This is a genomic window from Olivibacter sp. 47 (assembly GCF_030372825.1).
GTDB classification, from domain to species: Bacteria; Bacteroidota; Bacteroidia; order Sphingobacteriales; family Sphingobacteriaceae; genus Olivibacter; species Olivibacter oleidegradans.
In genome coordinates this window covers 1,503,005-1,525,375 of sequence record NZ_JAUCNR010000001.1, presented here as the reverse complement: position 1 = coordinate 1,525,375, position 22,371 = coordinate 1,503,005, and the positions used below count along the sequence as shown (strand labels likewise).

Here is a 22,371-nt window from a genome sequence, read left to right as displayed (position 1 = left end):
TTATAAGCTTTAACAGCTTGTTTTATATAGAATTTGATGCTTAATTAATTATGCAAAATTTTCCAACCGGCGTGCCAATTATAATGGTTTTTAATTCCCAGTTGCATTAACAGAATCTGCATATTTTCCAATGTTCTACTTTTGCTCAAATTTCCGGCAATCACCGGCCTAAAACCAACTTCTTTCACCAGTGCTTCCGTCTGGCTTAAAGCTGCCTCATCGTCACCCGCTAAAAAGCAATCAGCCACGTGATTTGAAAATACAGGCTGGCCAAAATTGGCTGCAAAGGTGGTGTTAAATGCCTTCACGACTTTCGAATAGGGTAAAAGAGCTTGCAGTTCTTCTGCTGCACTGGTATGCTCGGGCAAAAGTGATCCCTGAAAATCAGGTGTTATCGGATTTGAGATGCTGATAACGATCTTTCCCGTAGTCACCGGTGCGATTTTGGCCGCCAAATCCTTCTCTGCGCTATAAGGAACCGCCAGAACAATGATATCAGCTTCCCAACTGGCATCGACGGGACATAAAATCCAGTCGCTATCCACTTCTTGATTTATCTTTTTCAATTGATGATATAAATCTTGAAGCTTGGCCTGGTTTGTTCCCATTAGTAATAAACGATAAGAACTCCCTGCCAAGCTCTTCGCTAAGGCAGAGCCCATTTGTCCGGTGGCTCCAACAATAGCAATCGTTTGTTTTGTATTCATATTTCCTTCGTTTTGTACTACAAAGGTAGAGACAAATGGAGCCCTATTCTGTTGATATGAAATAAGAAATAGGATTGATATAGATCAAGAGGGGGGAGGTAGTTGTACGTTCTATGTGATAAGTTATACGATTTAAGTAGAAGCCTCCCCTCATGAGTCTTACGTCCTGATACTTATATCCCGTTTCTACGTATTACCTACTTTGACAATCAACTTTTCTTCAGTAATTGTTTTCTAACCCGACTTAAGGTTTCAGGAGTCATGCCAAGAAAGGAAGCCAGCATATGCTGAGGTACTCGTTGGCCGATATGTGGATGTTCGGCAATAAATCCCAGGTATCGCTCTTCTGCCTGTGTTGTCAGTGTACAGGCAATTCGACGTTGCATGCTGATTAGACTATTCTGCATCAGGATACGCATATAGCGTTCCATTGCCGGAATCGCTTGTAACATCTCTTCCATCGCCGGTTGCGTAATAAGCAAAACTTCTGCTTCCTCTAATACATCAATATCGTAGCTAGCGGGAGTACCCGTTAAAAAACTGTAGCTGTCACTAATCCACCAGCCTTCCGGCGCAAATTGAACGATATGCTCGTTCCCTTTGTCGTCCACCTGATAAGATCGCAACATGCCCTTTTCTACAAATACGATGTATTTGCATGGATCTCCTTGTTGGAGTACATACTGTTTTCTGCGGTATTTTTTTGGAATGAAAAAAGTTTTTAATTGTTCCATTTCCGCTTCCTGAAGCGAAATTTTTCTGTTAATGTGTTCAAATAAAATCTCGAACATAGCGTTATCGGAAAACCGAAGCAATATATTAAAATTCGGTGAAGAACTTTCTTATATTTAAGCCATATTTAAGGAAATACATAATTACAAAAGGAATGAAGAAAGTCAGCCGTGTTTTACTACTCTTAATAATCAGTTTAGCGGTTTCATCTAATCTACAGGCCCAAAGCATTTTTGACAAAGTTAAAAAGGCAGTAGAGCAGCAGAAAAATGCGGATAGTAGCACCACGAATAAATCAACGAGCAGCAATAATAGCGCGGTGGAGAAACTAAGTAGCACTGATGTTTCGGGTGCATTAAAGCAAGCGCTTAATATAGGTGTCGAAGAAGGTATAAAAAAATTAGGAGCGGAAGATGGTTTTTATAAGAATAATCTGGTAAAGATTTTACTACCTGAAAAACTACAAAAAGTAGAATCCACTTTACGAATGATGGGTATGGGAAGCTTGGCTGATCAGGGAATTAAACTATTGAATAGAGCGGCCGAAGATGCCGTGACTGAAGGCGTGCCTATTTTTGCTAATGCGATTACATCCATGACTTTTGATGATGCAAAGAAGATTCTTTTAGGTACGGATACGGCGGCCACCAGCTATTTAAAGGGAAAAACATCTGCACAATTGTACCAGGCGTTTGAACCAAAGGTTGAAAATTCGTTAGGAAAGGTGGGTGCCGATAAAGTATGGAATCAAATCATTACCAAATATAACAGCATCACTAAACAAAATGTTACCCCTGATTTGAATCAGTATGTAACGGAAGAAACGCTTAATGGTGTATTTAAAATGGTTGCCGAAAAGGAAAAAGGTGTGCGCGATAATGCGGCGTTCAGAAGTACGTCCTTGTTGAAGAAGGTGTTTGGTGCACTGGATTAACCCATTTTCTGCTTCTTTGCAAGCCTATAAACTATGGTCTAAACAACCGTTTAAGAAGGCAACAAACAGGGGGAGCGACTGTGAAATTCTTTTCAGTGCTTGTTTTGGCGTATATCCAAAATGCTTTTTATAGGTACTGATAAAATGGGATACGCTGCGGTAGCCCAATATGGAGGACATCTCATTTACAGAATAATCTTCGAGTAGCATTTTTTCAGCTTGTTGCATACGTAAATGGATGACATAAGCGTAAATGGTTGTCCCATATAGATTTTTGAAACCCTGCTTCAATTTAAGCTCGTTCAACGAGAACATCCGGGAAAGTTGTTTGATAGTAGGCGGATTGTCGAAATGTGTGGTTAGGTATGCCTTGACTTTTTCAAGCGTTGTATATAACGTGTTTTCTAATCCTTTATAAGTAGTATCCAGTTGAGTATGTTCTACGTAGGATAGAAATAAAAGCTCTTTCAGTTTTAGCTCTATAAAATAACGTTGATGTAAACCGTCATAAGTTGATCGAAACAACTCTTGCAATATTTTCAGAACCGGGAGGCTAATGGCACAAATTTCGTCATTCGAACCGCTTTCATCCCTTTTCAACACACGTTGGACGAGGGAATCTTTAGCCGCCCAGTGTTCTTTTTCTACGAGTTTGCGAAAAAAGTCGCTCGATAGGTAAATGGCGACATAATTAACCTCATTCCCTCCCCGCATGTCAAAGTTGCGATGATAGTCTTTAAAATAGTTCCTTCGCATTATCCCTATATCAAGGTCGCACGAGGAGTCTTGTAAAGGCTCCATCATGCGCGATTTCCCGTTCAAGAAGAAGCTAAGTTGAATATGCTCACCCTCAACAATAAATTGATCAGTAACTTTTTTCCGAATCGAAAAATAGGTTTCCAGCATCAGGAAGCCTGAGCTGTAGCGAGATTTACTTTGGATATCGGCGCGTTCACTTGTTTCATTGACTTGGCTTTCTGTTACTAACTCTTCCTGATTGTAAGCATTATCCAGCCTTATATCACAAACTACGGTTTCTGACTCTATTAATTTAGAATAAATATACATAATTCTTTTTGCGCTATTTTTATTCCGTTTTCCGTCATCCAATCTCTTACGACCTTTCTATTTTTGAGCGAAATTATTTAAAATAAGTCTAAATACCAATTCCGATACAGGAATATGAAATGGTAAAGATGCTCAACCAAATCAAAGATTAAGGATATACGTGAAAAGATTTTTATTTTACCTTTCGTTTTTTTTCTTCTTTTTCCAAGCGGCACGAGCACAAGAGCCAAGTGCTCTCTTGTCGGGCCATGTAAAAGATAAAAACGGTCGACCCATAGCGCAGGCCGGTATTTATGTAAAGCATACCAAATTCGATACCATAACAAGCGAAGATGGCTCATATTTTTTGCATCTATATCCGGGCGATTATGAGATCACCTGTTCGGCTTTAGGCTATGAAACGCAATCGATCAAAATTCACGTTGGAAAAGGAAAACAACAAAATCTATCTTTTACCTTAAAACCTGATGCGCGGATGGCACTCAACGAAGTGGAGGTTATTGGAAAATCAGCCATCAAAGAAGTGCGAGAAACTCCTTACAACGTGGTGGCACTAGATGCGAAGTCTTTATATAATTCAACCCTCGATTTAGGTCATATGTTAGATAGGGCTTCGGGGGTTAAAATACGAGAAACCGGCGGTACCGGCTCCAATATGTCGGTTTTCCTCAATGGATTCACCGGGCGACACGTGAAGCTGTTTATGGACGGTGTGCCGATGGAGGGTTTTGGCTCTGCTTTTCAATTGAATAATATTCCCGTTAATATTGCCGATCGTATTGAGGTGTATAAAGGGGTAGTGCCGATTGAATTTGGAGCAGATGCTATGGGCGGTGTCATTAACATTGTCACCAATCAAAGTGCAAACAGCTATTTAGATGCGTCCTATTCCTACGGCTCTTTTAATACACATAAATCGAATATTAGTTTAGGGCATACCACACCTAAAGGCCTCACATTCCAACTGAATGCTTTTCAGAATTACTCGGATAACGATTATCGGGTTTTTACGACGGTGCAATATCCCAACGGTAACCAAGAGGACCAATGGGTACGCCGCTTTCATGATACCTATCATAATGAAACCATTATGGCGAAGATCGGCTTTGTGAAGAAACCCTGGGCCGATCGCTTATTGTTGGGTTTAACATTAGGGCAGGAGCACGCGGATATCCAGCATGCCAATATTATGAAAATTGTCTATGGACAAAAGGAGCGAAGGGCATCGACCATACTGCCATCTTTGACCTATGAGAAAAAAGATCTGTTTGTTGACGGGTTGAACCTACGCTTGACAGCAAATTACAACAGTAATTACAATCGAAATATAGATACCGCTGCTCGTCAATATAATTGGTTGGGCAACTCGTGGGCAAAATCTTCAAAAGGAGAGTCGGGTGTGCATACACTAGGCGAGTTCCGTAACAAAAATGCCTCGGCTACGGCCAATTTAAGTTATCGCATCAATGAGATGCACTCCTTTTCGGTTAGCGATGTAATAGCTGGTTATAAAAGGCAAAACACAGATGAGGTGGCTATTCTTGATCCGATATCGGCAGCCGATACGATTAAAAGGGAGAACCGAAAAAATATCTTTGGTGCTTCTTACCGCTTTAGTTATAAACGCAGATGGGTAACCTCAGTTTTTATGAAGCATTACACCCAAAACATTACCGGGCCGGTTGATACCTCCAGGACTTCAGGTACTTCTTCTTACGCTCGTTTTGATAAAGCTTATCATACTACCGGATACGGTATTGCCAGTACTTATTTTTTACATAAACACTTGCAGTTGAAAGTGTCCTGGGAAAAAGCCTACCGCTTGCCTACCGAGAACGAGTTGTTTGGCGATGGGGTGCTGGAGACGGGAAATGCTTCGTTACGGGCAGAGAATTCGTATAACTATAATCTGGGTTTGACGTTCAATAAGCAACTCACGAGTGATCATAATCTGTATGTAGATGTAGCAGGTTATTATCGGGATATTAATGATTATATCCGTCGGTTAATTGATCAGCGCTTGGGAGGGGCGGCTTACAGCAACCACGGCAAAGTGCGTAACGTTGGTGTAGACACCGAGCTTCGTTATTATTATCGAGACATTTTTTCGCTTGGCGGAAATGTAACCTATCAGAATATGCGCAATAAAGAACAATTGGTTTCCGAAAATAGCACACAGCTAAGTAATGTTTATGACGATCGGGTACCGAATGTGCCTTATTTCTTTGGAAATGCTGACGCTGCTTATTTTATTCGTGATTTTTGCGGCAAGGGTAATGTGCTTTCCTTAGGCTACAGCCTAAACTTCATTGGCCAGTTTTACCTGCATTGGGAAAGCCAGGGCGATCGTAATACGAAGCTCGAACTACCTCAACAACTTTCGCACGACTTTAATATGAGCTATATGATGAAGAACGGACGCTACAATATCGCATTTGAAGCACGCAATTTCACCAATGAAATGCTTTATGATAACTATAGCTTACAGAAACCGGGCAGAAGTTTTGCGCTCAAGTTGCGCTATTTCTTAGTAAAAAGACATTAATAGAAATATATACACTCAATTTTCATGAACATGATTCAATTCAACACCTTTAAAAAAAATAGTTGGTTGCTTGGTCTGGCGGTGTTTGGCCTTACAGCTTGCAGTAAAAGTGATGGTCCCGATACCGGGGGCGGTGATTTTAATGGCCAAAAGTATTTTATTGCTGCTACAACCGGTACAGCGACCTATTTGTTAACAGCGGATGATTTAACCAACCATAGTGATACCATTACTACTACAGGTAATGGTGTGGAGCTGCTCACGACTTATACCACTTGGGTAAATTATGGTACAAAGGCCACCGTTGGTCTTTATTATGCGCAGGGGAATCCGGGCGTTGGCGTTACCTATGGTTTAGCATCGGATGGTTCCTTGGCACCTGTTGGGAATGAATTTTTGATTAATTCGCGGTTTACTACTTATGGGACATATGACCATTATGTGTTAACAGGCGTAAGTGGACAGACTTTAGATGATGGTAGTATTGGTTCTACTTTCAACTTTATCGATATGAACAATCGCAGTCAACTCACCCAAAAATCCATCAATACAACCAATTTTACAGGAAATGGAGATATAGCCACTTTTTCGGGCATTGTTGATTTAGGAAACGGTGAGTTCTTAACAGGGGTAGTAGCTTCGGGGCTGAAAGAAGAAGGTTCAGGTGGAGGAAGTAGCACTGGCAAGGTAAACTTCCCGGACAGCGTTTGGGTGGCGGCGTTGGATGCCGATTTGAATGTAAAGCGAATTTATCGGGATGATCGTTTAAGTTACAGTTCCGGAAGATTTAAATCCCAATACTATTCACAAATAGCCAAAGATGGAGAGGGGAATGTATATGTGTTCTCCGGTTCTTATGATGGTACAACAACCAAACCGGCTGGCGCTTTACGCATTAATCGGGGTGCCGAAACATTTGATCAGGATTATTATTTCAATATCCAAGAAAAGTCCGGTGGTTATCGCTTTAGAAACGTATGGTATATTACAGAGGATTACTATTTACTCGAATTCTACAATAGTGTTCAATACGATACCAATACGCCTGCAACGCAATATGCGATCGTAAAAATGGGAGATCGATCCTTCACCTGGTTAACCAATGGTTTCCCATCGAAAGATCAAATAACAGCCACAGGTCTTCCTTTTGCCGATGGAGGCAAGTTGTATTTTCCGGTGACAACCGATACAACGGCTCCTACAATTTATGTGATTGATCCAACGACAGCCAGCGCAACGGCTGGTCTAGTAATACAGGCAGAATCTGTCAATTCGGTAACAAAATTAACACTTTAATAGCTTTGTCGACATCTCCGGTATTCGTTGAAAACGAATACCGGAGATCACTTTTACCTTAACCATTGAGCTATGATTGCTAAACAAAGGACTGTACAGAAAAAATACACCCTGCGAAAATTTATTGGTGATATTCATTTATGGTTGGGTATCGCTAGTGGATTGATACTGTTTATAGTATGTCTTACGGGTACGATTTATACCTTCAAGGATGAAATAACCCGCTTTTTGAATAGGGAGGTTTACCACGTCGTACCGAAGGCCGGGCAACAACTGATCCCGGTAGATCAGTTGATTGCACAGATTTCGAGGGAAACCAAGTCGCGTGTTACAGCCGTGACCATACCGAACAATCCGCAAGAAGCCTGGACCTTTGCAACTCAACCGGTCAAAATAAAAAAAGAATTAGCGAAAAAGCCTAGGCAGGACAGAAAAGAAGGTAAAAGTGGCGAGGGCAAGGCCGGTGGACATGGCCGCAATAGAGGTACCAACTATCTCGTGAACCCTTACACCGGCGAAATACAGGGGACAACACAACATGCATCATCCCAATTCTTTTTGATAATGATGCAAGCGCATCGCTGGTTACTCATTGAGGGAGGAGTTGGTAAAATGATTGTTGGAGTTGCTACGTTGGTTTTTCTGATACTCGAAATTTCCGGATTGGTCTTATGGGCTCCTGCTAAATGGAAGCAGATGAAAAAATGGAAAATGTGGAAACCGGGATTTACCATTAAAACTTCCAATTGGAAACGATTTAATCACGATTTGCACAATACCTTAGGTTTCTATTCATTTATCCTGTTAACCATTATGGCATTGACGGGCCTTTGCTGGTCTTTTGAATGGTATCGTGATGGGGTAAGCAATGTAATGGGTGCAAAGGTTTTCGGTGGAAGGAATGAAAAATTCCCGGGATCCGAGCTTAAGGGGCAAAACCAGCGGTCTTTGGAAATAGCGGATTATATAGCTTTGGCTAATGCGCAACTCTCCTATAAAGGAGACGTTCGGATTAGCTTACCGGCAGATGAGGCTGCTTCGGCTGTAGTTTATAAGAACAAAACCGGTTTTTTTGCGCCTGCTGCGACGGATAAAGTAGTGATTGATCAATATAGCGGTGAATTAATTAAAGTCGATCGATTTGGTGATAAACCACTGAACGAACGCATCGTTGCTTCCATTAAACCTTTGCATCTTGGAGATATCTACGGCACTTTTTCCAAAATTCTTTATTTTATCGGTTGCTTAATAGCTACCAGTTTGCCTGTAACCGGTACGATTATTTGGATCAATAAGCTTAAAAAGAAATCAAAAAAGACAAGCGCGAAAAAGAACCTTGACCAACCAGTTGAATTTAAGACGCGTGTTCGTGATATGCGCATAGAAATAGAAGAATAGATCGGAGTGATGGAAAGGAGGGGAGCCTAAACGACTATTATATGCTGTCTGGAACAAACAGAACATATTTAAAGTTGTTGTAGAATGAAATATACCATACATACATTATTTGTGTTTTTTTTCTTTATGATGGATTTGCAGGCAAAGGAGAACGATAGTCTTTTAATTGTTGGGAAAAAGAATAAAATTGTTTCCCGGCAATTGAAAGAAGAACGATCTATTTGGATTCATTTGCCGGAAAACTACCACGATAAACGCGCAATCAATCATCATTATCCCGTAATTTACGTGTTGGATGCCGAACTGAATTTTTTAACCGTAACCGGAGTACAGGCCGCCTTACATCGCGGAGGCCGTAGCCGTAAACCCGATGCCATTATTGTTGGGATTGAAAATACCGATCGTACCCGGGACTTGACGCCCACACCGGCAGTTAGCGAGCGTGGACATGCCACTTTAACAAATAGCGGTGGTGGAGAACGCTTTGTCTCCTTTCTTGAAAAAGAACTGCTTCCCTTGGTGGATAGCCAATTTCGTACGAGCAAAAGACGCGTGCTCATCGGCCATTCTTTTGGCGGGTTAACAACCATCAATATCTTTCTAAAACACACCCAATTATTTTCCGATTATTTAGCTATCGATCCAAGTTTATGGTGGGATGATTCCAAATTGTTGACAGAAGCAAAGGAGATTCTGCAAAGATCGCAATTTGATCACGTTGGTTTATTCGTCGCCAGCGCCGGAATGGAAAAAAACATAAATCCAAACCATGAAAAACGCTTGTCATTGCCTGATATGCTCAAAGAAACGACACAACCAACCTTACGATGGCATTATAGGCGTTTTGATGAAGAGAACCATGGGAGTGTAGTGTTACCCGCACTATTTTATGGTTTACGCTTCCTTTATCAGGATAACTATCAGCCCTAGTCTCTTAAGCGTCTAATTTCTTTATGCCAATTTTTTGTGCACTATAGATTCCATTATGTCCACTGAAAAAATAAGCCGTATAACAAGCGATGGCGAAGTAGAGTACATATTCTCCTCCGAACAGCTCAACGCCCATAATAGTACAAGCTAGGGGAGTATTGGTGGCACCGGCAAAAACGGCCAGAAAACCTAAGGCAGCAAAAAGACTGACGGGTGCATCTAATAACGTTGATAAGGTATTTCCCAAGGTTGCTCCAATATAGAATAGCGGTGTCACTTCGCCACCTTTAAAGCCGCTGCTTAGGGTGACGCTGGTATAAATGGTTTTCCACAGCCAACTCCAGGTATCAGCCCCGCCAGCTTGGAAAGCGGATGGGATGGTAATCGCGCCATTATATTCCGCATCAACACCTAAGCTCAAATAATCGGGTTTACCTAAAATAAATGTTAAGAGAATGATCGTTAGCCCACCCACCATAGGCACAATCCATGTTTTAGAAAAAACGCTAAGGAAAAGATGCTTCATCCTATGGACCATTTGCGCAAATAATAAACTGGCTAAGCCAAAGGCAATTGAGGCGATTACAACTTTTATTAACAGCAAAGGGTTCAACGAGAAATAGGCGTCAAAATAATTTGGAATATCAATTGCATCGATCCGGTAACTCGTATGATGGACCTGCCATGCCGAAACGGTAAGGTCGCCGATAAGGCTTGCCACTAAGCAGGGAAAAACGGCTTGGTATTGAATGCGTCCGATGGTTAACACTTCGAGCGCAAAGATGGCACCGGTTAGTGGTGTACCAAATACGGCACCAAAACCTGCAGCTACACCAGCGGTCAATAGAATACCAGTTTCTTTGTCGTTTAAACCAAACCATTTGCTAAAGGCTTGCGCAATACTTCCTCCAATTTGTACAGCCGTACCCTCTCTGCCGGCAGACCCTCCGAAGAGGTGGGTAACAACTGTGCTCAATAAAACCAAAGGTGCCATACGTTTCGGAATACCTCCTCCCGGTTCGTGAATTTCGTCGATAATTAAATTATTACCCCGTTCGGCATTTTTTCCGTACAGTTTATAAGCAAAATGGATAAGCAAACCTGCTAGGGGGAGGAAATAAAGTAACCAAGGATGCTCGAAACGAAAATGGATGCAAAGATGAAGCAACCAAAGAAACAGGGCAACCATGCTCCCTATCGCGATAGACACAGGGAGGATAATAAGGGTCCACCGCAGTAGATTTTTCAAAACGCGAACCTGTTCAAGCAAGAAAATTTTATCTATCATGGTATACAAAGCTATGTGTCTACAAAATAGGCTCTAATAGACCGCATATAAGTGTCTATCGCATTCCTTTTATTTTAGTAGACGCCATCAGCTTTTTTAAGGCGGTTCAGTCGGAAGGCATCATTTCCGTTTCGCAAAAATAGCAAAATATACGGTATTTAACAATCAGTGAAACCTCTCTTTTTTATTCCATTTCGATAAATGAGTTGCTAACAGAAAACGGTCTATCTTCTTCACGAACACCTCTTTCCTTATCTGGATTTGCACCCATTTCCAATACTAAGATGCCTCCATTGTTTATAGCTGAATAGGTGAGGTAATTTTTCGAATAGTCCTGCCCGTTTAAAGAGGCCTTTTGTATGTATACGTTGTCTGCGTTATTTTTATCCGCCTGAATAATGAATTCTTTCCCATTTTCTAAACTAATGGTGATTTTATTAAATGCCGGGCTTCCCAGGACATATTGATCAGTTCCGGGACAAACGCTGTAGAAACCGAGGGCGCTTAATACATACCACGATGAGGTCTGTCCTTGATCCTCATCACCAGGATAGCCGTTTTCTGTGCTGTTATATAGCCTGCGCATAACTTCCCGTGCATGATACTGCGCTTTCCAGGGCTGACCCGCGTAATTGTATAGATATACCATATGCTGAATCGGTTGATTGCCGTGAGCATATTGTCCCATATTCGCCATTACCATTTCGGTCATCTCGTGAATCAAGCCGCCATAAGTGCCTACATTCACGCGGTTCGGTTCCGTAAATACGGAGTCTAATTTAGCAATAAAGTTGGCATCTCCACCTAAGAGTTTAATCAGTCCTTCTGTGTCATGGAAAACCGACCAAACCCAGTGCCAGGCGTTTCCTTCAGTAAAAGGACCACCCCATTCGGCGGGATCAAAATTGTTGTTCCAGTTACCATTTTTATCTCTTCCGCGCATAAATCGGGTTTTGGAGTCGTAGACGTTCCGATAGTTAAACATTTGCCGTTTAAAAATGTCCGCGTAAAAGGGTTGATTGGTCATTTTTGCAAGTTGGTAACCACAGAAGTCATCATAAGCGTATTCCAACGTTTTGGCAGTAGCTTCTCTTACCTCCGGATAGGGGACATAACCCAACTGGTAATATTCCTTCCAGCCATCCCTGCCATTGGCTGGCCCCCATGGTCCCTTGTTAGTAGCCTCATGTAAATAAGCCTCCAGTGCTTTTTTAGGGTCAAATGTACGAATACCCTTAGCCCAAGCATCGGCTAGTAGCGAAATGGCATGATTGCCGATCATACTTCCTGCTTCACTGGGAAAAGACCAGGAGGGTAGCCAACCACACTGTTCGTAAGCGGCAAGTAGCGCCTGCATATACTGGCCATGCATTGTTGGATAGAGAAGCGCATTTAAAGGGAATTGTGCCCTAAACGTGTCCCAAAAACCGGTATCCGTAAACATATGGCCCGGATACACTTTTCCATCATACGGACTGAAATAATAAGGTTTACCATCCTTATCATACTCAAAATACTGACGGGAAAAAAGACTTGCTCTGAAGAAGCAGCTATAAAAGGTAGCTTTGTCTTCTTCACTGCCTCCTTCCACCTTAATTCTTCCCAAATGTTTATTCCAGACAGTAGCCGCACGATTTTTGGTTACTTCCAGCTTTTTATCATCTCCCAGTTCTCTGTCTAAATTAAGTTCAGCCTGCTCTTGACTGATATAAGAAGAGGCCACTTTAACTTGTACAGTTGCACCTGATTTGAACACCAAATAAGCACCTTTTCCATCGCCTTCTGCTTCCAAAGTCCGTGCATCGGTCGTGTTTTTCCTGTTCTCCCACGTACCATAATCAAGAAACGGCTGATCAAACTCGGCCACAAAGAAGCTTTTAAAACCCTCTTTAAATCCGCGACCATTATGTACATAGCCAATGATTTTCCTTTCTTTGGGTAGAATTTTAACCAAGCTATAACCCGTATAACCATCAAGCACTAGAAACGCCTTATGTCCCTTTGGGAACGAAAAGCGCAAATGCGCGCCTCTCTCGGTTGGAGCCATTTCTGTTTGGATATGATTATCCATTTTTACCTGATAGTAATAGGGCTTGGCAATTTCATTTTCATGTGAAAATCCCGTCGCTCGCTTTTCTTCGTCTACCTGTAGACTGTCAATCGTTGGAAAAAAAGAAAATACAGCATAATCATTTGTCCATGAACTGCATTGGTGCGCTTGTTGAAAGCCTCTTAAGGTTTTCTTAAAATACTGGTATTTCCAACCGTCTCCATTTTTTCCGGTTTGTGGCGTCCAAGTATGCATACCAAATGGCAATGCTGTTGTTGGATAGGTATTCCCTCGAGTAAGCTCATGCTTGGAATTAGTCCCTTGTAAAGTATTGACATAGTCAGCCAGTTGTTTTTCTGCTGCTAGGCCCGATGAAGAGCATAAAAGAAGTAAGGTAACTGTTTTTAGTTTCATGACGGTTTTTTTGGTTATAGCTATTTCTATCGGTTTCAAATATAATTAAATCGTTTTAGCTTTCTTAAGAATTTTTTACCTTACATTTTATACCGGTAGTTATCCACCACCACCTAACTTGAAACTTAGCGCGCGGATTTGTGTAATCGAGGTCACTTTGAAAGTGTAGCGGCTTAAACTGTTCTTTTCTTTAAGGTAATGACGCTGATTTCAGGCCAAATACCTACTCTTCCTGAAAAGCCTATAAAACCAAATCCGCGATTTACGTTAATATATTGCTTTCCTTTATTATATAGGCCTGCCCATTGATTGTAAATATATTTAACAGCGCTCCACCTGAAACCGGGAATTTCGATGCCGAATTGCATGCCGTGTGTATGGCCCGCTAAGGTTAGATGAACCGGCATGGGGTGCCGTAAAATTTCAGCTTCCCAATGAGTAGGATCATGTGATAATACGACCGTGAAGCTATCACGATCTACGGTAGACATCGCTTTTTCGAGATTGCCATAGCGCGCGAAATTCTTACCCCAGTTTTGTACACCAACCAAGTTGATGAATTGACCATTTTTCTCCAATTTGACATGTTCATCAAGCAATAAACGGAAACCCATTTCTTTTTGCATGGTCTTTAATCGGTTCAAATTGGCTGCCTTTGCATCCGGAGAAGGCCATTCGGTATAGTCGCCGTAGTCGTGATTACCTAATATGGAATAGACACCAAAGGGAGCATTTAATCGGGCAAATAAACTTTGCCATTCATCCAATTCGATGGACTCATTGTTTACCAAATCACCGGTGAAAACCAATAAGTCGCTTTTCTGCTCATTTGCTAGTTCTATTCCTCTTTTAACCGAGGCGTGATCCGTGAAGCTGCCACAATGTATATCGGATAGTTGTGTAATGGTAAAGTTATCAAAGGCCTCGGGTAAATCTTCGAAATATAAGGTATGATGATGCACTTTATATTGATATTTACCTCGAGACATCCCGTAAATGATGGCAAGGAAAGGGACGGCGCTAACGCCAAGTATAATTTGACCAATGAATTTTCTTCTTTCGGGATAAGGGATGTTGTTCTTGAAATTCCATGCATAGCTTCCTAAACGAGTGATATCCTCCAAGAGGAGGAAAGGAAGTACTAATAACTTGGGAACCAAGCTAAGTAAAACAAAACCGACGAGTACAAAGATGTATTTGGCCGGTAGCAGTTTTGGGTTTATAAATATTAAAAAGAGTACGATTAAAATCAACACAAGATCAAACAGCCAATAAGCCCAATGAACTCCATTTCGAGTGGCACTTGATAGATTTTGCGTAACTGACTTTAGCGATTGAAAAAAGTAAAAATCTAAAATCAACCAAATTGGTATAATAAATAATATTCTACTGAACATTCCTATAGTTTTTAATGCATTAGACGTACAAGGTAGGAAAATGTTGTAGCATGTGTTAAGAAATTTTTATGAGTACAGCTATAAATGAAATTAGCCTTACATTCATTTATTTCCAGTCGTGTTCTATTCGTTTTCCATTCCTGTGATATTCGTGCGCTATCCGTGCTATGTACGCTCTATAGAAAAGCAAGGAAACACGGGTATACACCAAAGGGATACCGAATGACAGGTGGATCTAACGTGGACTAAAGGTGGATTTCACGTGGATTTGACGTGGAATGCAAGGCCAAAAATTTACTGAGAATGTTTAGGAGGAGAAGGGTATCACAAATTTACGAAAAAACGATGGATTTTGTCGTTATATGGTGTTTTCGTTAAATTGTTTTCTCTCCATGTAAATAGTATCATGAAGCTTATACTGAATGAAATAAATTACTTCCTATTTGCGCTTTAGCGAGGAATTATTTATGTTTGGATAATGACAAGGTCTGTTTAATAAACCAATATAAAATATTTATGCGAGTCTTTCACACAACAATCAGTTAATTGAGATGTTCGGTAAAGCCAACGTTGGCACTGCTGTTTGTAAAAGATTTCGTTATGATCGTCGGATACTAAAAACACATATATGACAGAGAAAAATTATGATGCCATTGTTATTGGGTCAGGCATTAGCGGTGGTTGGGCCGCTAAAGAACTTACAGAGAGCGGATTAAAAACGCTGATGTTGGAACGTGGCCGGAATGTAGAGCATGTAAAGGATTATGGCTTTGCGGCAAAGGATATATGGGATTACCCATACCGTAATAATAGAAGTCAAAAAATGCTTCATGAGCATCCTATACAGGCTCGTTATTGGCCTATGACGGAAGGTAATGTCAATTTTTTAGTCAATGAAATTGATAATCCTTATGTAGAAGTCAAACGTTTTGATTGGGTTAGGGGATATCAGGTAGGAGGAAAATCATTGATATGGGGACGGCAGAGCTATCGTCTGAGCGATGTAGACTTTACAGCTAATCTTCGCGATGGGATTGCGGTCGACTGGCCCATCCGTTATAAAGACCTCGCTCCTTGGTACAGTTATGTGGAACGCTTTGCCGGTATAAGCGGTAATCGTGATGGGATTTCTATTTTACCCGATGGCGAATTTTTGCCACCGATGGAACTGAATGTTGTAGAGAAGGATGTAGCAGCTCGTATTAAAAAGCACTATAGCGATAAGCGCGCGATGATTATCGGTCGAGTTGCCAACATCACGAAACCGCTGCCCGGAAGGATTAACTGTCAATACCAAAACCAATGTAGCAACGGATGTAATTTTGGAGGCTATTTTAGTACACAGTCGTCTACTTTACCTGCGGCGGTCAAGACGGGTAATTTAACCGTTCGGCCGTGGTCGATTGTCATGGAGATCCTATATGATAAGGAATTGAAAAAAGCCAAAGGTGTTCGGATTCTAGATGCCGAAAACGGACAGACTTATGAGTATTTCGCTAAAGTCATTTTCGTAAATGCATCGGCACTTAACTCCGCTTGGGTATTAATGAACTCTGCGACGGATATCTGGGAAGGCGGATTGGGTAGCAGTTCGGGGGAATTAGGGCATAACGTAATGGATCATACACTAGGTAACGGAGCTAGAGGGATTGTAGAAGGCTATGAGGATAAATATGTCTATGGCAGACGAGCAAATGGCGTGTACATACCGCGTTTTCAGAATATCGGTGATGATAAACGTTCATTTATTAGAGGATATGGTTACCAAGGTGGAGCAGGTCGGGATGCATGGCAACGATCTATAGCTGAATTGAGTATTGGGGCGGGGCTGAAGGAAGAATTATGCGAACCGGGAGTTTGGTCGATTGGCCTTACCGGTTTTGGTGAGATTTTACCTTATCACGAGAACAGGGTATATATCGATAAAAATCGGAAAGATAAATGGGGTTTACCGGTTTTGGCAATCGATGCAGAAATTAAAGAGAATGAAAAATTGATGATTGATGATATTATAAAAGAAGGAAAAGAGATGCTCGAAGCTGCGGGGGTTAAAGAAGTAACGGGATACCGTAGTGTATTTGCCATGGGACAAGGCATTCATGAAATGGGTACGGCCCGTATGGGACGAGATCCCAAGACCTCCGTGTTAAACGCTCATAACCAAGTTTGGGATGCACCTAATGTTTTTGTAACAGATGGCGCTGCCATGACTTCCTCGGGTTGCGTTAATCCCTCGCTTACTTATATGGCCATGACGGCGAGAGCGGCTGCTTTTGCTGTAGAAGAGTTGAAGAAAGGGAACCTTTAGGCGTTCATCCATCCATTGTAATTCCCTTCCTTTTTGCTACCTTAGTGATGCAAACAGGAAGGAGAAAGAGAATCATCTGATGGTAGGTGGGGGTATTGTCTATTTCCGCTAATATTGGGCGTTCCTAAGCAATGGTATCGTAATTAATAAATGAAAACACATACCACAAATTACAAAAATACATTCATTGAAGTAGCGGATGATTGTACTGCAAAAAAGGGCGAAATTCCTCCGGAGAAAAAATCCGGCAAAACGATTGCCAACATGCAGTTTGATCTGATTATGAAACATCCTTATCAATACACCTCTGATGATATCTTGTTCCAATGTTTTGTCTGGAAGAATGATTTAAAAGGCGATCTGACTGCTGCGAGAGCGGATTTTTTTTCCAAGGGACAGGCCTGCTTGCGATCTTCTCCTTTAGCAAAGCGCTATGGATGGGGCATTCATAGTAACGAAGAAGGAAAGGTGACTTTGTATGGTGTCGACTCGGACGACTATGCTTATTTCTGCAAGGATAAGCAATTAAAAATAGTAAAAGCAATGCGTTCGAAAAGAGTGTAGTTTGTTCATCAATAGTAGATTATGGTTAAACAAAGCAAAACACTTCGTACCTGCGACCAAGGACATCAGTATTATAAAAGTAGCGATTGCCCCGTATGTCCCCTATGCGAACAGCAACGCGCGGTAACCGAAGATTTTCTTGCTGCAATTGCTGCACCTGCCCGAAGGGCCTTGGAAAACCAAGGCATTACAACCTTGCGTAAATTGGCAAGCTTTAGTGAAAAGGAAATTCTTAGCCTGCATGGTATGGGACCTGGATCGATCCCGAAACTTAAACAAAAGCTCGAAGAGAAAGGGCTGGCTTTTCGAAAATAGAAGGCCGTTGTTGCCAACATATCCCCGGTAAAATAATTATAAAACGGATAGCCTATTGAGATTGGTAATATCGATTTCTTTTTCCATAAAGATGCTTTCAAGCGCATCGAAACCATGTTTCTCCCGATATTTACATTCGGCATCTGAAATGGGGATTAGCAATAAGAAATGAACCTTTTTGTTGGAGAGTTTCATTTGCTCAAGCTTTTCTTGCCACATCACCGGCTCCACAAAAAGCAAATGTTTTAAATGGGTGCCCTTATGGTACATATCAATCATGTTCTTAAACACGGTGCCGGGTTGACAAGTCCACTTGTTCTTGGTAACGAAGAAGCCTGCCGTCGATAATATATTTGCCCATTTATCGCTACTTTCGTTACCTGCTATCATCAATTCAATTGGGATGTTTTTTAACACGCCCTTGATCATTTCTATTTCATTGGGGTAATCTGATAAGCCTATCGTACAGTAAATCTTACTTTTTGGATCCATTGGGTCGATGCAGTTTAGGATATGGAGACTATTTTCTCTATTGTCATCGTAGTAAGCATAAACCTGTGGATCAATGCCAATGGCTGCAGCTACAGCATGCGCTAGCTGAACGTTATCTTGACTGGGAAGCATTTGATTATGTATAGGGTAATCTGACATGTGTTTTTCGTAGTGTAAAGAAATAATATTTTCTACAAAAAGCAAAACGAAGAAACCGCTTTCTCGCCAGAAATCTATAATAAGCTATTTGGGTCCGTCCGGTCGATAAAAATTAACAGCGTTTTATCTCTTTCTGATAAAGCTTGTTAAATCCCGAGAAATCTTGAATTAAGATAATCGACGTGATGAGGCGATCAACCAAACTAATAATATTGACATAAGGCCTGTGATAGGTCTCACCGGATTTGACAAGCGTGAAGATGTTTTCTCCCACGACAATTACCCTGTCATCTCGCATAACGAAAACGGAAGGGGTCAATTTTTGGAAAATAGCTACTGAAGGCAGCAGATTCTTATAGAAATTAATGACATTCTGTTTGCCTTTGAAAATTCCGCTTATGGGTGTGCCTTCCGGAATGGTGGAGTGGAAGATTACATCTTCTGCCAAACTATTAAATATCGGCAGCATATTGCCGGTCCGGTCAGCTTCGGTATAAATGTTTTTCACGATATTCAATGCTTCAATTTTATCCATGGCTGTATCAATTAAAGGGTCCCGTTTCCTTCCAATAACGCTTTACAAAATAAATAATCGTATTTAAGGAGCTATGCGCTAAAACACGACAAATAAAGGGTAATTTGCGTATCGCTTCAGAGCAAAAATACTAATAAAATACGCAGTATTACTAATTAATTTAGTTTTAATTTTTTGTTAAGGATTTCATTAAAGTCAACTGGAGAAATATTACTAATGCCGGAAATTGATTAAGTTTGAGTAATAAATTCTAATCCGCTTAAACTCAATCGATGAATAAAAAAATGGCATATTGCTTGTCTTTGTTTTACTGAAGTTTATATTGCAATATGCTTTGGTAAATTCAACGTACGAATTGCATCGTGACGAATTTTTGCACCTCGATCAGGGAAACCACTTAGCATGGGGATTTTTATCTGTTCCACCGGTCACCTCTATCATATCAAAAATAATTTATTTTCTGGGTAACACCCTATTTTGGATTCGATTTTTTCCGGCTCTGTTTGGAGCCCTCACCTTGATATTTGTTTGGAAAGCAGTCGAAGAGCTTAAGGGAAATCTTTTTTCTTTGATATTGGCTGCTACGGCCATACTTTTTTCTGTTCTTTTACGCTTGAATATTCTTTATCAACCCAATTCATTGGATGTGCTTTGCTGGACGGCTTTTTACTTCATCTTTTTGAAATATATCAATTCGGCGGATAGCAAATGGCTTTATGCGGGCGCACTTATCTTCGCTTTAGGCTTTCTGAATAAATACAATATAATTTTCCTGCTGGTTGGACTTTTTCCTGCGTTGCTTTTGACCCCGCAACGAAGTATTTTCCTTAAACCATCCTTTTATATATCCACTTTATTAACCTTACTGCTTATCGCGCCAAATCTTTGGTGGCAATATAAGCACCACTTTCCCGTATATCATCATTTAAAAGAATTAACGGATACACAATTGATTAATGTCAGTAGAGTAGGCTTTTTGAAGGAACAGGTCATTTATTTTTTAGGTTCTTTGTTTGTTCTCTTTGCTGCCTTTTATGCATTGGTCTTCTATGCTCCTTTTAAAAAGTATCGGGTCTTCTTTTGGTCTTTTTGTATCACCTTAATGGTGTTTATTGCTTTAAAAGCTAAAGGATATTATGCTATTGGCTTATATCCTATCTATTTGGCTTTTGGATCCGCTTATCTGGGAGAGTTATTAAAAAGAGGAAGCACTAAGGTTAATAATTTACGCTTTGCCTGCGTTTTGCTCCCTTTTTTGTTTTTTATACCGATGTACCATACTGCATTCCCGAATAAGACTCCGGCCTATATCTTGGCGCATCAGGCGACCTATCGTGCTTTAGGCTTGCTTAGGTGGGAGGATGGTAAAGATCACCTTCTACCGCAGGATTTTGCTGATATGCTGGGATGGAAGGAATTGGCAAACAAGGTTGATCTTGCTTTTTCAAGGCTTCCGAAAGGAGAGCATACACTGGTGCTTTGCGATAATTACGGACAAGCAGGTGCCATCAATTATTACAAGAAGACAAAGGAGGTGACTGCCGTTTCCTTCAATGCCGATTATCTTCATTGGATAAATTTGGATAAAAAGTATGTTCATTTGATACGTGTAAAAAATTACAGAGAGGTAAAGGAGGAGTTAAAGGAAACCAGTCCCTTTTTTGCCGATACCTTTGTGGCTGATTCCGTAACCAACCCCTACGCGCGTGAATATGGGACGACTGTCTTCATTTTCAGGAATACCCATATTGATATAAACGAACGTATCAAGCGAGAAATTAACGAAAATGAAATTAGGGACTAATCATGGGGTCGTTTACTTGATGGACAGCCTATCAATATACTATTTTTGTTTCGACTGCAATTGTTCGATTGCTGTCTGCCTTTGGCAATAAGACATGATAAGTGACAGTAGCCGCTACGGCACTTATATCCTGATGAAAGGTGACAACTAATCGTTCCTCTCCCGTACAGCTTTTTTTTTAACTCATACGTTATTGAATGATTGCCTGATTTTAGTCCTTTTCTTCCTATTAACAGGTCATATTTCTCGAAATCGATGGCTGGATGACAGCTCCCTGTTACCTTTTCATCATAAGTATGCTTCGTTCGGATTAATTCATGTGTTTCCTTTAGATCGATATGAAATGCATAGCGAGTATCGGTACACCCGTAAACTTCTTCAAGGGAAGGTAATGGCACATACATAAGTAGCATGCATTCTTTGTCCTCCCTATCTTCTTTATCGCAAGCGAAAATTGAAAGGAAAAAAGAGATTAATATGATTCCTCGTTTCATAACAGGCTTTAATGAGGTTAGGCCTATACAACGATTTCCCTTCAAAAAACGCGACAACTATGTTCAAAATAGCGGTGCATAGGTTAAATCGATTTCCGGTAGGGGTCTTCTGCTCTAATGTTGTCTTATCATTAGCTGATGCGCAGCAATGAAATTTTTTAAAAAGATGACGATTTTCTTATCAATTTGCTTTTGGACCGGATTCGCTATCCTTTCCTTTGTCCTTTTATCCGCGATGGTTTTGATAGGTGTTTTTGTTTGGGTTTTAAATCTACTGCACGAGGCAACAGGGGATATTTAGTATATGCAATTATGGCGAGCTTCATTTATAAGAATAGCAACATCGGTAAAGGGTTTATCAAGGGCGCCTATCACATTTCTTTATTTTTATTAGAACGCACAGAATAGATTTTCTTCATGCGTTGCAGCTTATAATGATCCAATCGCTGGGTTGTAAAGATTATAAAATTCTGAAACTCTTGTATTTGCCTTGTGTCAAAAAATATTTATCCAAATAGCAAAAAACCTAGAAAGAAAAACGATGAGCTTCTGAAAGGCGCATTTGAAGAATGGTTCCCGGAGTTTTTACGGTTCCTTTATCCCAACAAATAAAGTTAAGGACTGATTTAGGATGATGTCTCAATTATGAATAAGCATCGTCCATTTTTCAGAGATTTCTGTCAAAGTCAAATATACTTTTCTACACTCATTTTCTTATACAAAACTAGATATAGGCGTTTAAGGAGGGCTTTGCCCAGTAGGTAGGCAGTCGGCCAAAGACTCTTCCCAAAAGAAGAAAATTTTAAAAATCAAAAAGAGGCCCTAAATACGCAGGCCTCCAATATAGATAATAAATCGACACATGCCGTCGAGCCCCGCGCTTATACCTCTCTTGAAGATGGCTTCGGTGGTTCGATTAATATTGGTCGGAACTTAATGGG

General features: G+C 40.8%; 18 protein-coding genes and 1 riboswitch. Of the genes, 9 read left to right on the top strand and 9 right to left on the bottom strand.

Translation table 11 applies throughout. The annotated features are described in order from the left end of the window. Window positions 1–44 precede the first annotated feature (44 nt). Both QT327_RS06805 and QT327_RS06800 read right to left on the bottom strand, forming a co-directional pair. Complete coding sequence (locus QT327_RS06805) at window positions 45–707, bottom strand: NADPH-dependent F420 reductase (protein WP_130858005.1); 663 nt, start codon at window positions 705–707, stop codon at window positions 45–47. A gap of 209 nt (window positions 708–916) precedes the next feature. Next, complete coding sequence (locus QT327_RS06800; RefSeq protein WP_013663502.1) at window positions 917–1,498, bottom strand: Crp/Fnr family transcriptional regulator; 582 nt, start codon at window positions 1,496–1,498, stop codon at window positions 917–919. A 95-nt stretch (window positions 1,499–1,593) separates the two neighbouring features. Between QT327_RS06800 and QT327_RS06795 the strand changes: the two genes are divergently transcribed. Next, window positions 1,594–2,373, top strand: a complete 780-nt coding sequence (locus QT327_RS06795; RefSeq protein ID WP_289552397.1) for a DUF4197 domain-containing protein — start codon at window positions 1,594–1,596, stop codon at window positions 2,371–2,373. A 24-nt stretch (window positions 2,374–2,397) separates the two neighbouring features. On the opposite strand, the gene QT327_RS06790 is transcribed toward QT327_RS06795, so the two are convergent. Beyond that, a complete protein-coding gene (locus tag QT327_RS06790) occupies window positions 2,398–3,441 on the bottom strand; it encodes a helix-turn-helix transcriptional regulator (protein ID WP_130858008.1) in 1,044 nt (347 codons plus the stop codon). 160 nt (window positions 3,442–3,601) lie between these two features. On the opposite strand from QT327_RS06790, the gene QT327_RS06785 reads away from it, so the two are divergent. From QT327_RS06785 to QT327_RS06770, 4 genes are all read left to right on the top strand, one after another. Continuing rightward, window positions 3,602–5,986: a TonB-dependent receptor gene (locus tag QT327_RS06785; protein ID WP_289552396.1), complete on the top strand. Its 2,385-nt coding sequence runs from the start codon at window positions 3,602–3,604 to the stop codon at window positions 5,984–5,986. A gap of 24 nt (window positions 5,987–6,010) precedes the next feature. Continuing rightward, complete coding sequence (locus tag QT327_RS06780; protein WP_289552395.1) at window positions 6,011–7,282, top strand: DUF4374 domain-containing protein; 1,272 nt, start codon at window positions 6,011–6,013, stop codon at window positions 7,280–7,282. Window positions 7,283–7,354: 72 nt separating this feature from the next. After that, the gene (locus QT327_RS06775) at window positions 7,355–8,680 is read left to right on the top strand and encodes a PepSY-associated TM helix domain-containing protein (protein WP_130858011.1); all 1,326 of its coding nucleotides are present in this window, start codon (window positions 7,355–7,357) and stop codon (window positions 8,678–8,680) included. An 84-nt stretch (window positions 8,681–8,764) separates the two neighbouring features. Continuing rightward, entirely contained in the window at window positions 8,765–9,610 is an 846-nt protein-coding gene (locus tag QT327_RS06770; protein ID WP_013663496.1) for an alpha/beta hydrolase, read from the top strand. Between the two features lie 4 nt (window positions 9,611–9,614). On the opposite strand, the gene QT327_RS06765 is transcribed toward QT327_RS06770, so the two are convergent. The 3 genes from QT327_RS06765 to QT327_RS06755 all read right to left on the bottom strand — a co-directional run bounded on the left by QT327_RS06765 (window position 9,615) and on the right by QT327_RS06755 (window position 14,759). Continuing rightward, window positions 9,615–10,898: a voltage-gated chloride channel family protein gene (locus tag QT327_RS06765; RefSeq protein ID WP_149106258.1), complete on the bottom strand. Its 1,284-nt coding sequence runs from the start codon at window positions 10,896–10,898 to the stop codon at window positions 9,615–9,617. 71 nt (window positions 10,899–10,969) lie between these two features. Beyond that, window positions 10,970–11,035: riboswitch (Fluoride riboswitch) on the bottom strand. Window positions 11,036–11,082: 47 nt separating this feature from the next. Beyond that, window positions 11,083–13,362 carry a GH92 family glycosyl hydrolase gene (locus tag QT327_RS06760; RefSeq protein WP_130858013.1) on the bottom strand — a complete coding sequence of 760 codons (2,280 nt, stop codon included), beginning with the start codon at window positions 13,360–13,362 and terminating at the stop codon, window positions 11,083–11,085. A gap of 173 nt (window positions 13,363–13,535) precedes the next feature. After that, window positions 13,536–14,759, bottom strand: a complete 1,224-nt coding sequence (locus QT327_RS06755; protein WP_130858014.1) for a metallophosphoesterase — start codon at window positions 14,757–14,759, stop codon at window positions 13,536–13,538. 628 nt (window positions 14,760–15,387) lie between these two features. Here QT327_RS06755 and QT327_RS06750 point away from each other — a divergent pair. From QT327_RS06750 to QT327_RS06740, 3 genes are all read left to right on the top strand, one after another. After that, window positions 15,388–17,067, top strand: a complete 1,680-nt coding sequence (locus tag QT327_RS06750; RefSeq protein WP_130858015.1) for a GMC oxidoreductase — start codon at window positions 15,388–15,390, stop codon at window positions 17,065–17,067. A 150-nt stretch (window positions 17,068–17,217) separates the two neighbouring features. Further along, a complete protein-coding gene (locus QT327_RS06745; RefSeq protein ID WP_130858016.1) occupies window positions 17,218–17,631 on the top strand; it encodes a DUF6157 family protein in 414 nt (137 codons plus the stop codon). A 21-nt stretch (window positions 17,632–17,652) separates the two neighbouring features. Then, window positions 17,653–17,946, top strand: a complete 294-nt coding sequence (locus QT327_RS06740) for a DNA-directed RNA polymerase subunit alpha C-terminal domain-containing protein (protein WP_130858017.1) — start codon at window positions 17,653–17,655, stop codon at window positions 17,944–17,946. 36 nt (window positions 17,947–17,982) lie between these two features. Here the strand turns inward: QT327_RS06740 and QT327_RS06735 are convergent, their stop codons facing one another. Beyond that, a complete protein-coding gene (locus tag QT327_RS06735; RefSeq protein ID WP_130858018.1) occupies window positions 17,983–18,597 on the bottom strand; it encodes a suppressor of fused domain protein in 615 nt (204 codons plus the stop codon). A 112-nt stretch (window positions 18,598–18,709) separates the two neighbouring features. Further along, window positions 18,710–19,132 carry a nuclear transport factor 2 family protein gene (locus tag QT327_RS06730; protein WP_130858019.1) on the bottom strand — a complete coding sequence of 141 codons (423 nt, stop codon included), beginning with the start codon at window positions 19,130–19,132 and terminating at the stop codon, window positions 18,710–18,712. Between the two features lie 292 nt (window positions 19,133–19,424). Here QT327_RS06730 and QT327_RS06725 point away from each other — a divergent pair, with 292 nt between their 5' ends. After that, entirely contained in the window at window positions 19,425–20,936 is a 1,512-nt protein-coding gene (locus QT327_RS06725; RefSeq protein ID WP_289552392.1) for a glycosyltransferase family 39 protein, read from the top strand. Here QT327_RS06725 and QT327_RS06720 read toward each other — a convergent pair. Next, window positions 20,933–21,430: a hypothetical protein gene (locus tag QT327_RS06720; protein ID WP_289552390.1), complete on the bottom strand. Its 498-nt coding sequence runs from the start codon at window positions 21,428–21,430 to the stop codon at window positions 20,933–20,935. The two genes, QT327_RS06725 and QT327_RS06720, sit on opposite strands and share 4 nt — an antisense overlap. Window positions 21,431–22,371 lie beyond the last annotated feature (941 nt).

Bases quoted from the DNA above. Each gene is read 5' to 3' on its own strand.
- QT327_RS06765 (WP_149106258.1), bottom strand. From the start codon at position 10,898: ATGATAGATAAAATTTTCTTGCTTGAACAGGTTCGCGTTTTGAAAAAT.
- QT327_RS06790 (WP_130858008.1), bottom strand. From the start codon at position 3,441: ATGTATATTTATTCTAAATTAATAGAGTCAGAAACCGTAGTTTGTGAT.
- QT327_RS06755 (WP_130858014.1), bottom strand. From the start codon at position 14,759: ATGTTCAGTAGAATATTATTTATTATACCAATTTGGTTGATTTTAGAT.
- QT327_RS06750 (WP_130858015.1), top strand. From the start codon at position 15,388: ATGACAGAGAAAAATTATGATGCCATTGTTATTGGGTCAGGCATTAGC.
- QT327_RS06795 (WP_289552397.1), top strand. From the start codon at position 1,594: ATGAAGAAAGTCAGCCGTGTTTTACTACTCTTAATAATCAGTTTAGCG.
- QT327_RS06770 (WP_013663496.1), top strand. From the start codon at position 8,765: ATGAAATATACCATACATACATTATTTGTGTTTTTTTTCTTTATGATG.
- QT327_RS06740 (WP_130858017.1), top strand. From the start codon at position 17,653: ATGGTTAAACAAAGCAAAACACTTCGTACCTGCGACCAAGGACATCAG.
- QT327_RS06760 (WP_130858013.1), bottom strand. From the start codon at position 13,362: ATGAAACTAAAAACAGTTACCTTACTTCTTTTATGCTCTTCATCGGGC.
- QT327_RS06735 (WP_130858018.1), bottom strand. From the start codon at position 18,597: ATGTCAGATTACCCTATACATAATCAAATGCTTCCCAGTCAAGATAAC.
- QT327_RS06775 (WP_130858011.1), top strand. From the start codon at position 7,355: ATGATTGCTAAACAAAGGACTGTACAGAAAAAATACACCCTGCGAAAA.
- QT327_RS06730 (WP_130858019.1), bottom strand. From the start codon at position 19,132: ATGGATAAAATTGAAGCATTGAATATCGTGAAAAACATTTATACCGAA.
- QT327_RS06805 (WP_130858005.1), bottom strand. From the start codon at position 707: ATGAATACAAAACAAACGATTGCTATTGTTGGAGCCACCGGACAAATG.
- QT327_RS06745 (WP_130858016.1), top strand. From the start codon at position 17,218: ATGAAAACACATACCACAAATTACAAAAATACATTCATTGAAGTAGCG.
- QT327_RS06720 (WP_289552390.1), bottom strand. From the start codon at position 21,430: ATGAAACGAGGAATCATATTAATCTCTTTTTTCCTTTCAATTTTCGCT.
- QT327_RS06800 (WP_013663502.1), bottom strand. From the start codon at position 1,498: ATGTTCGAGATTTTATTTGAACACATTAACAGAAAAATTTCGCTTCAG.
- QT327_RS06780 (WP_289552395.1), top strand. From the start codon at position 6,011: ATGAACATGATTCAATTCAACACCTTTAAAAAAAATAGTTGGTTGCTT.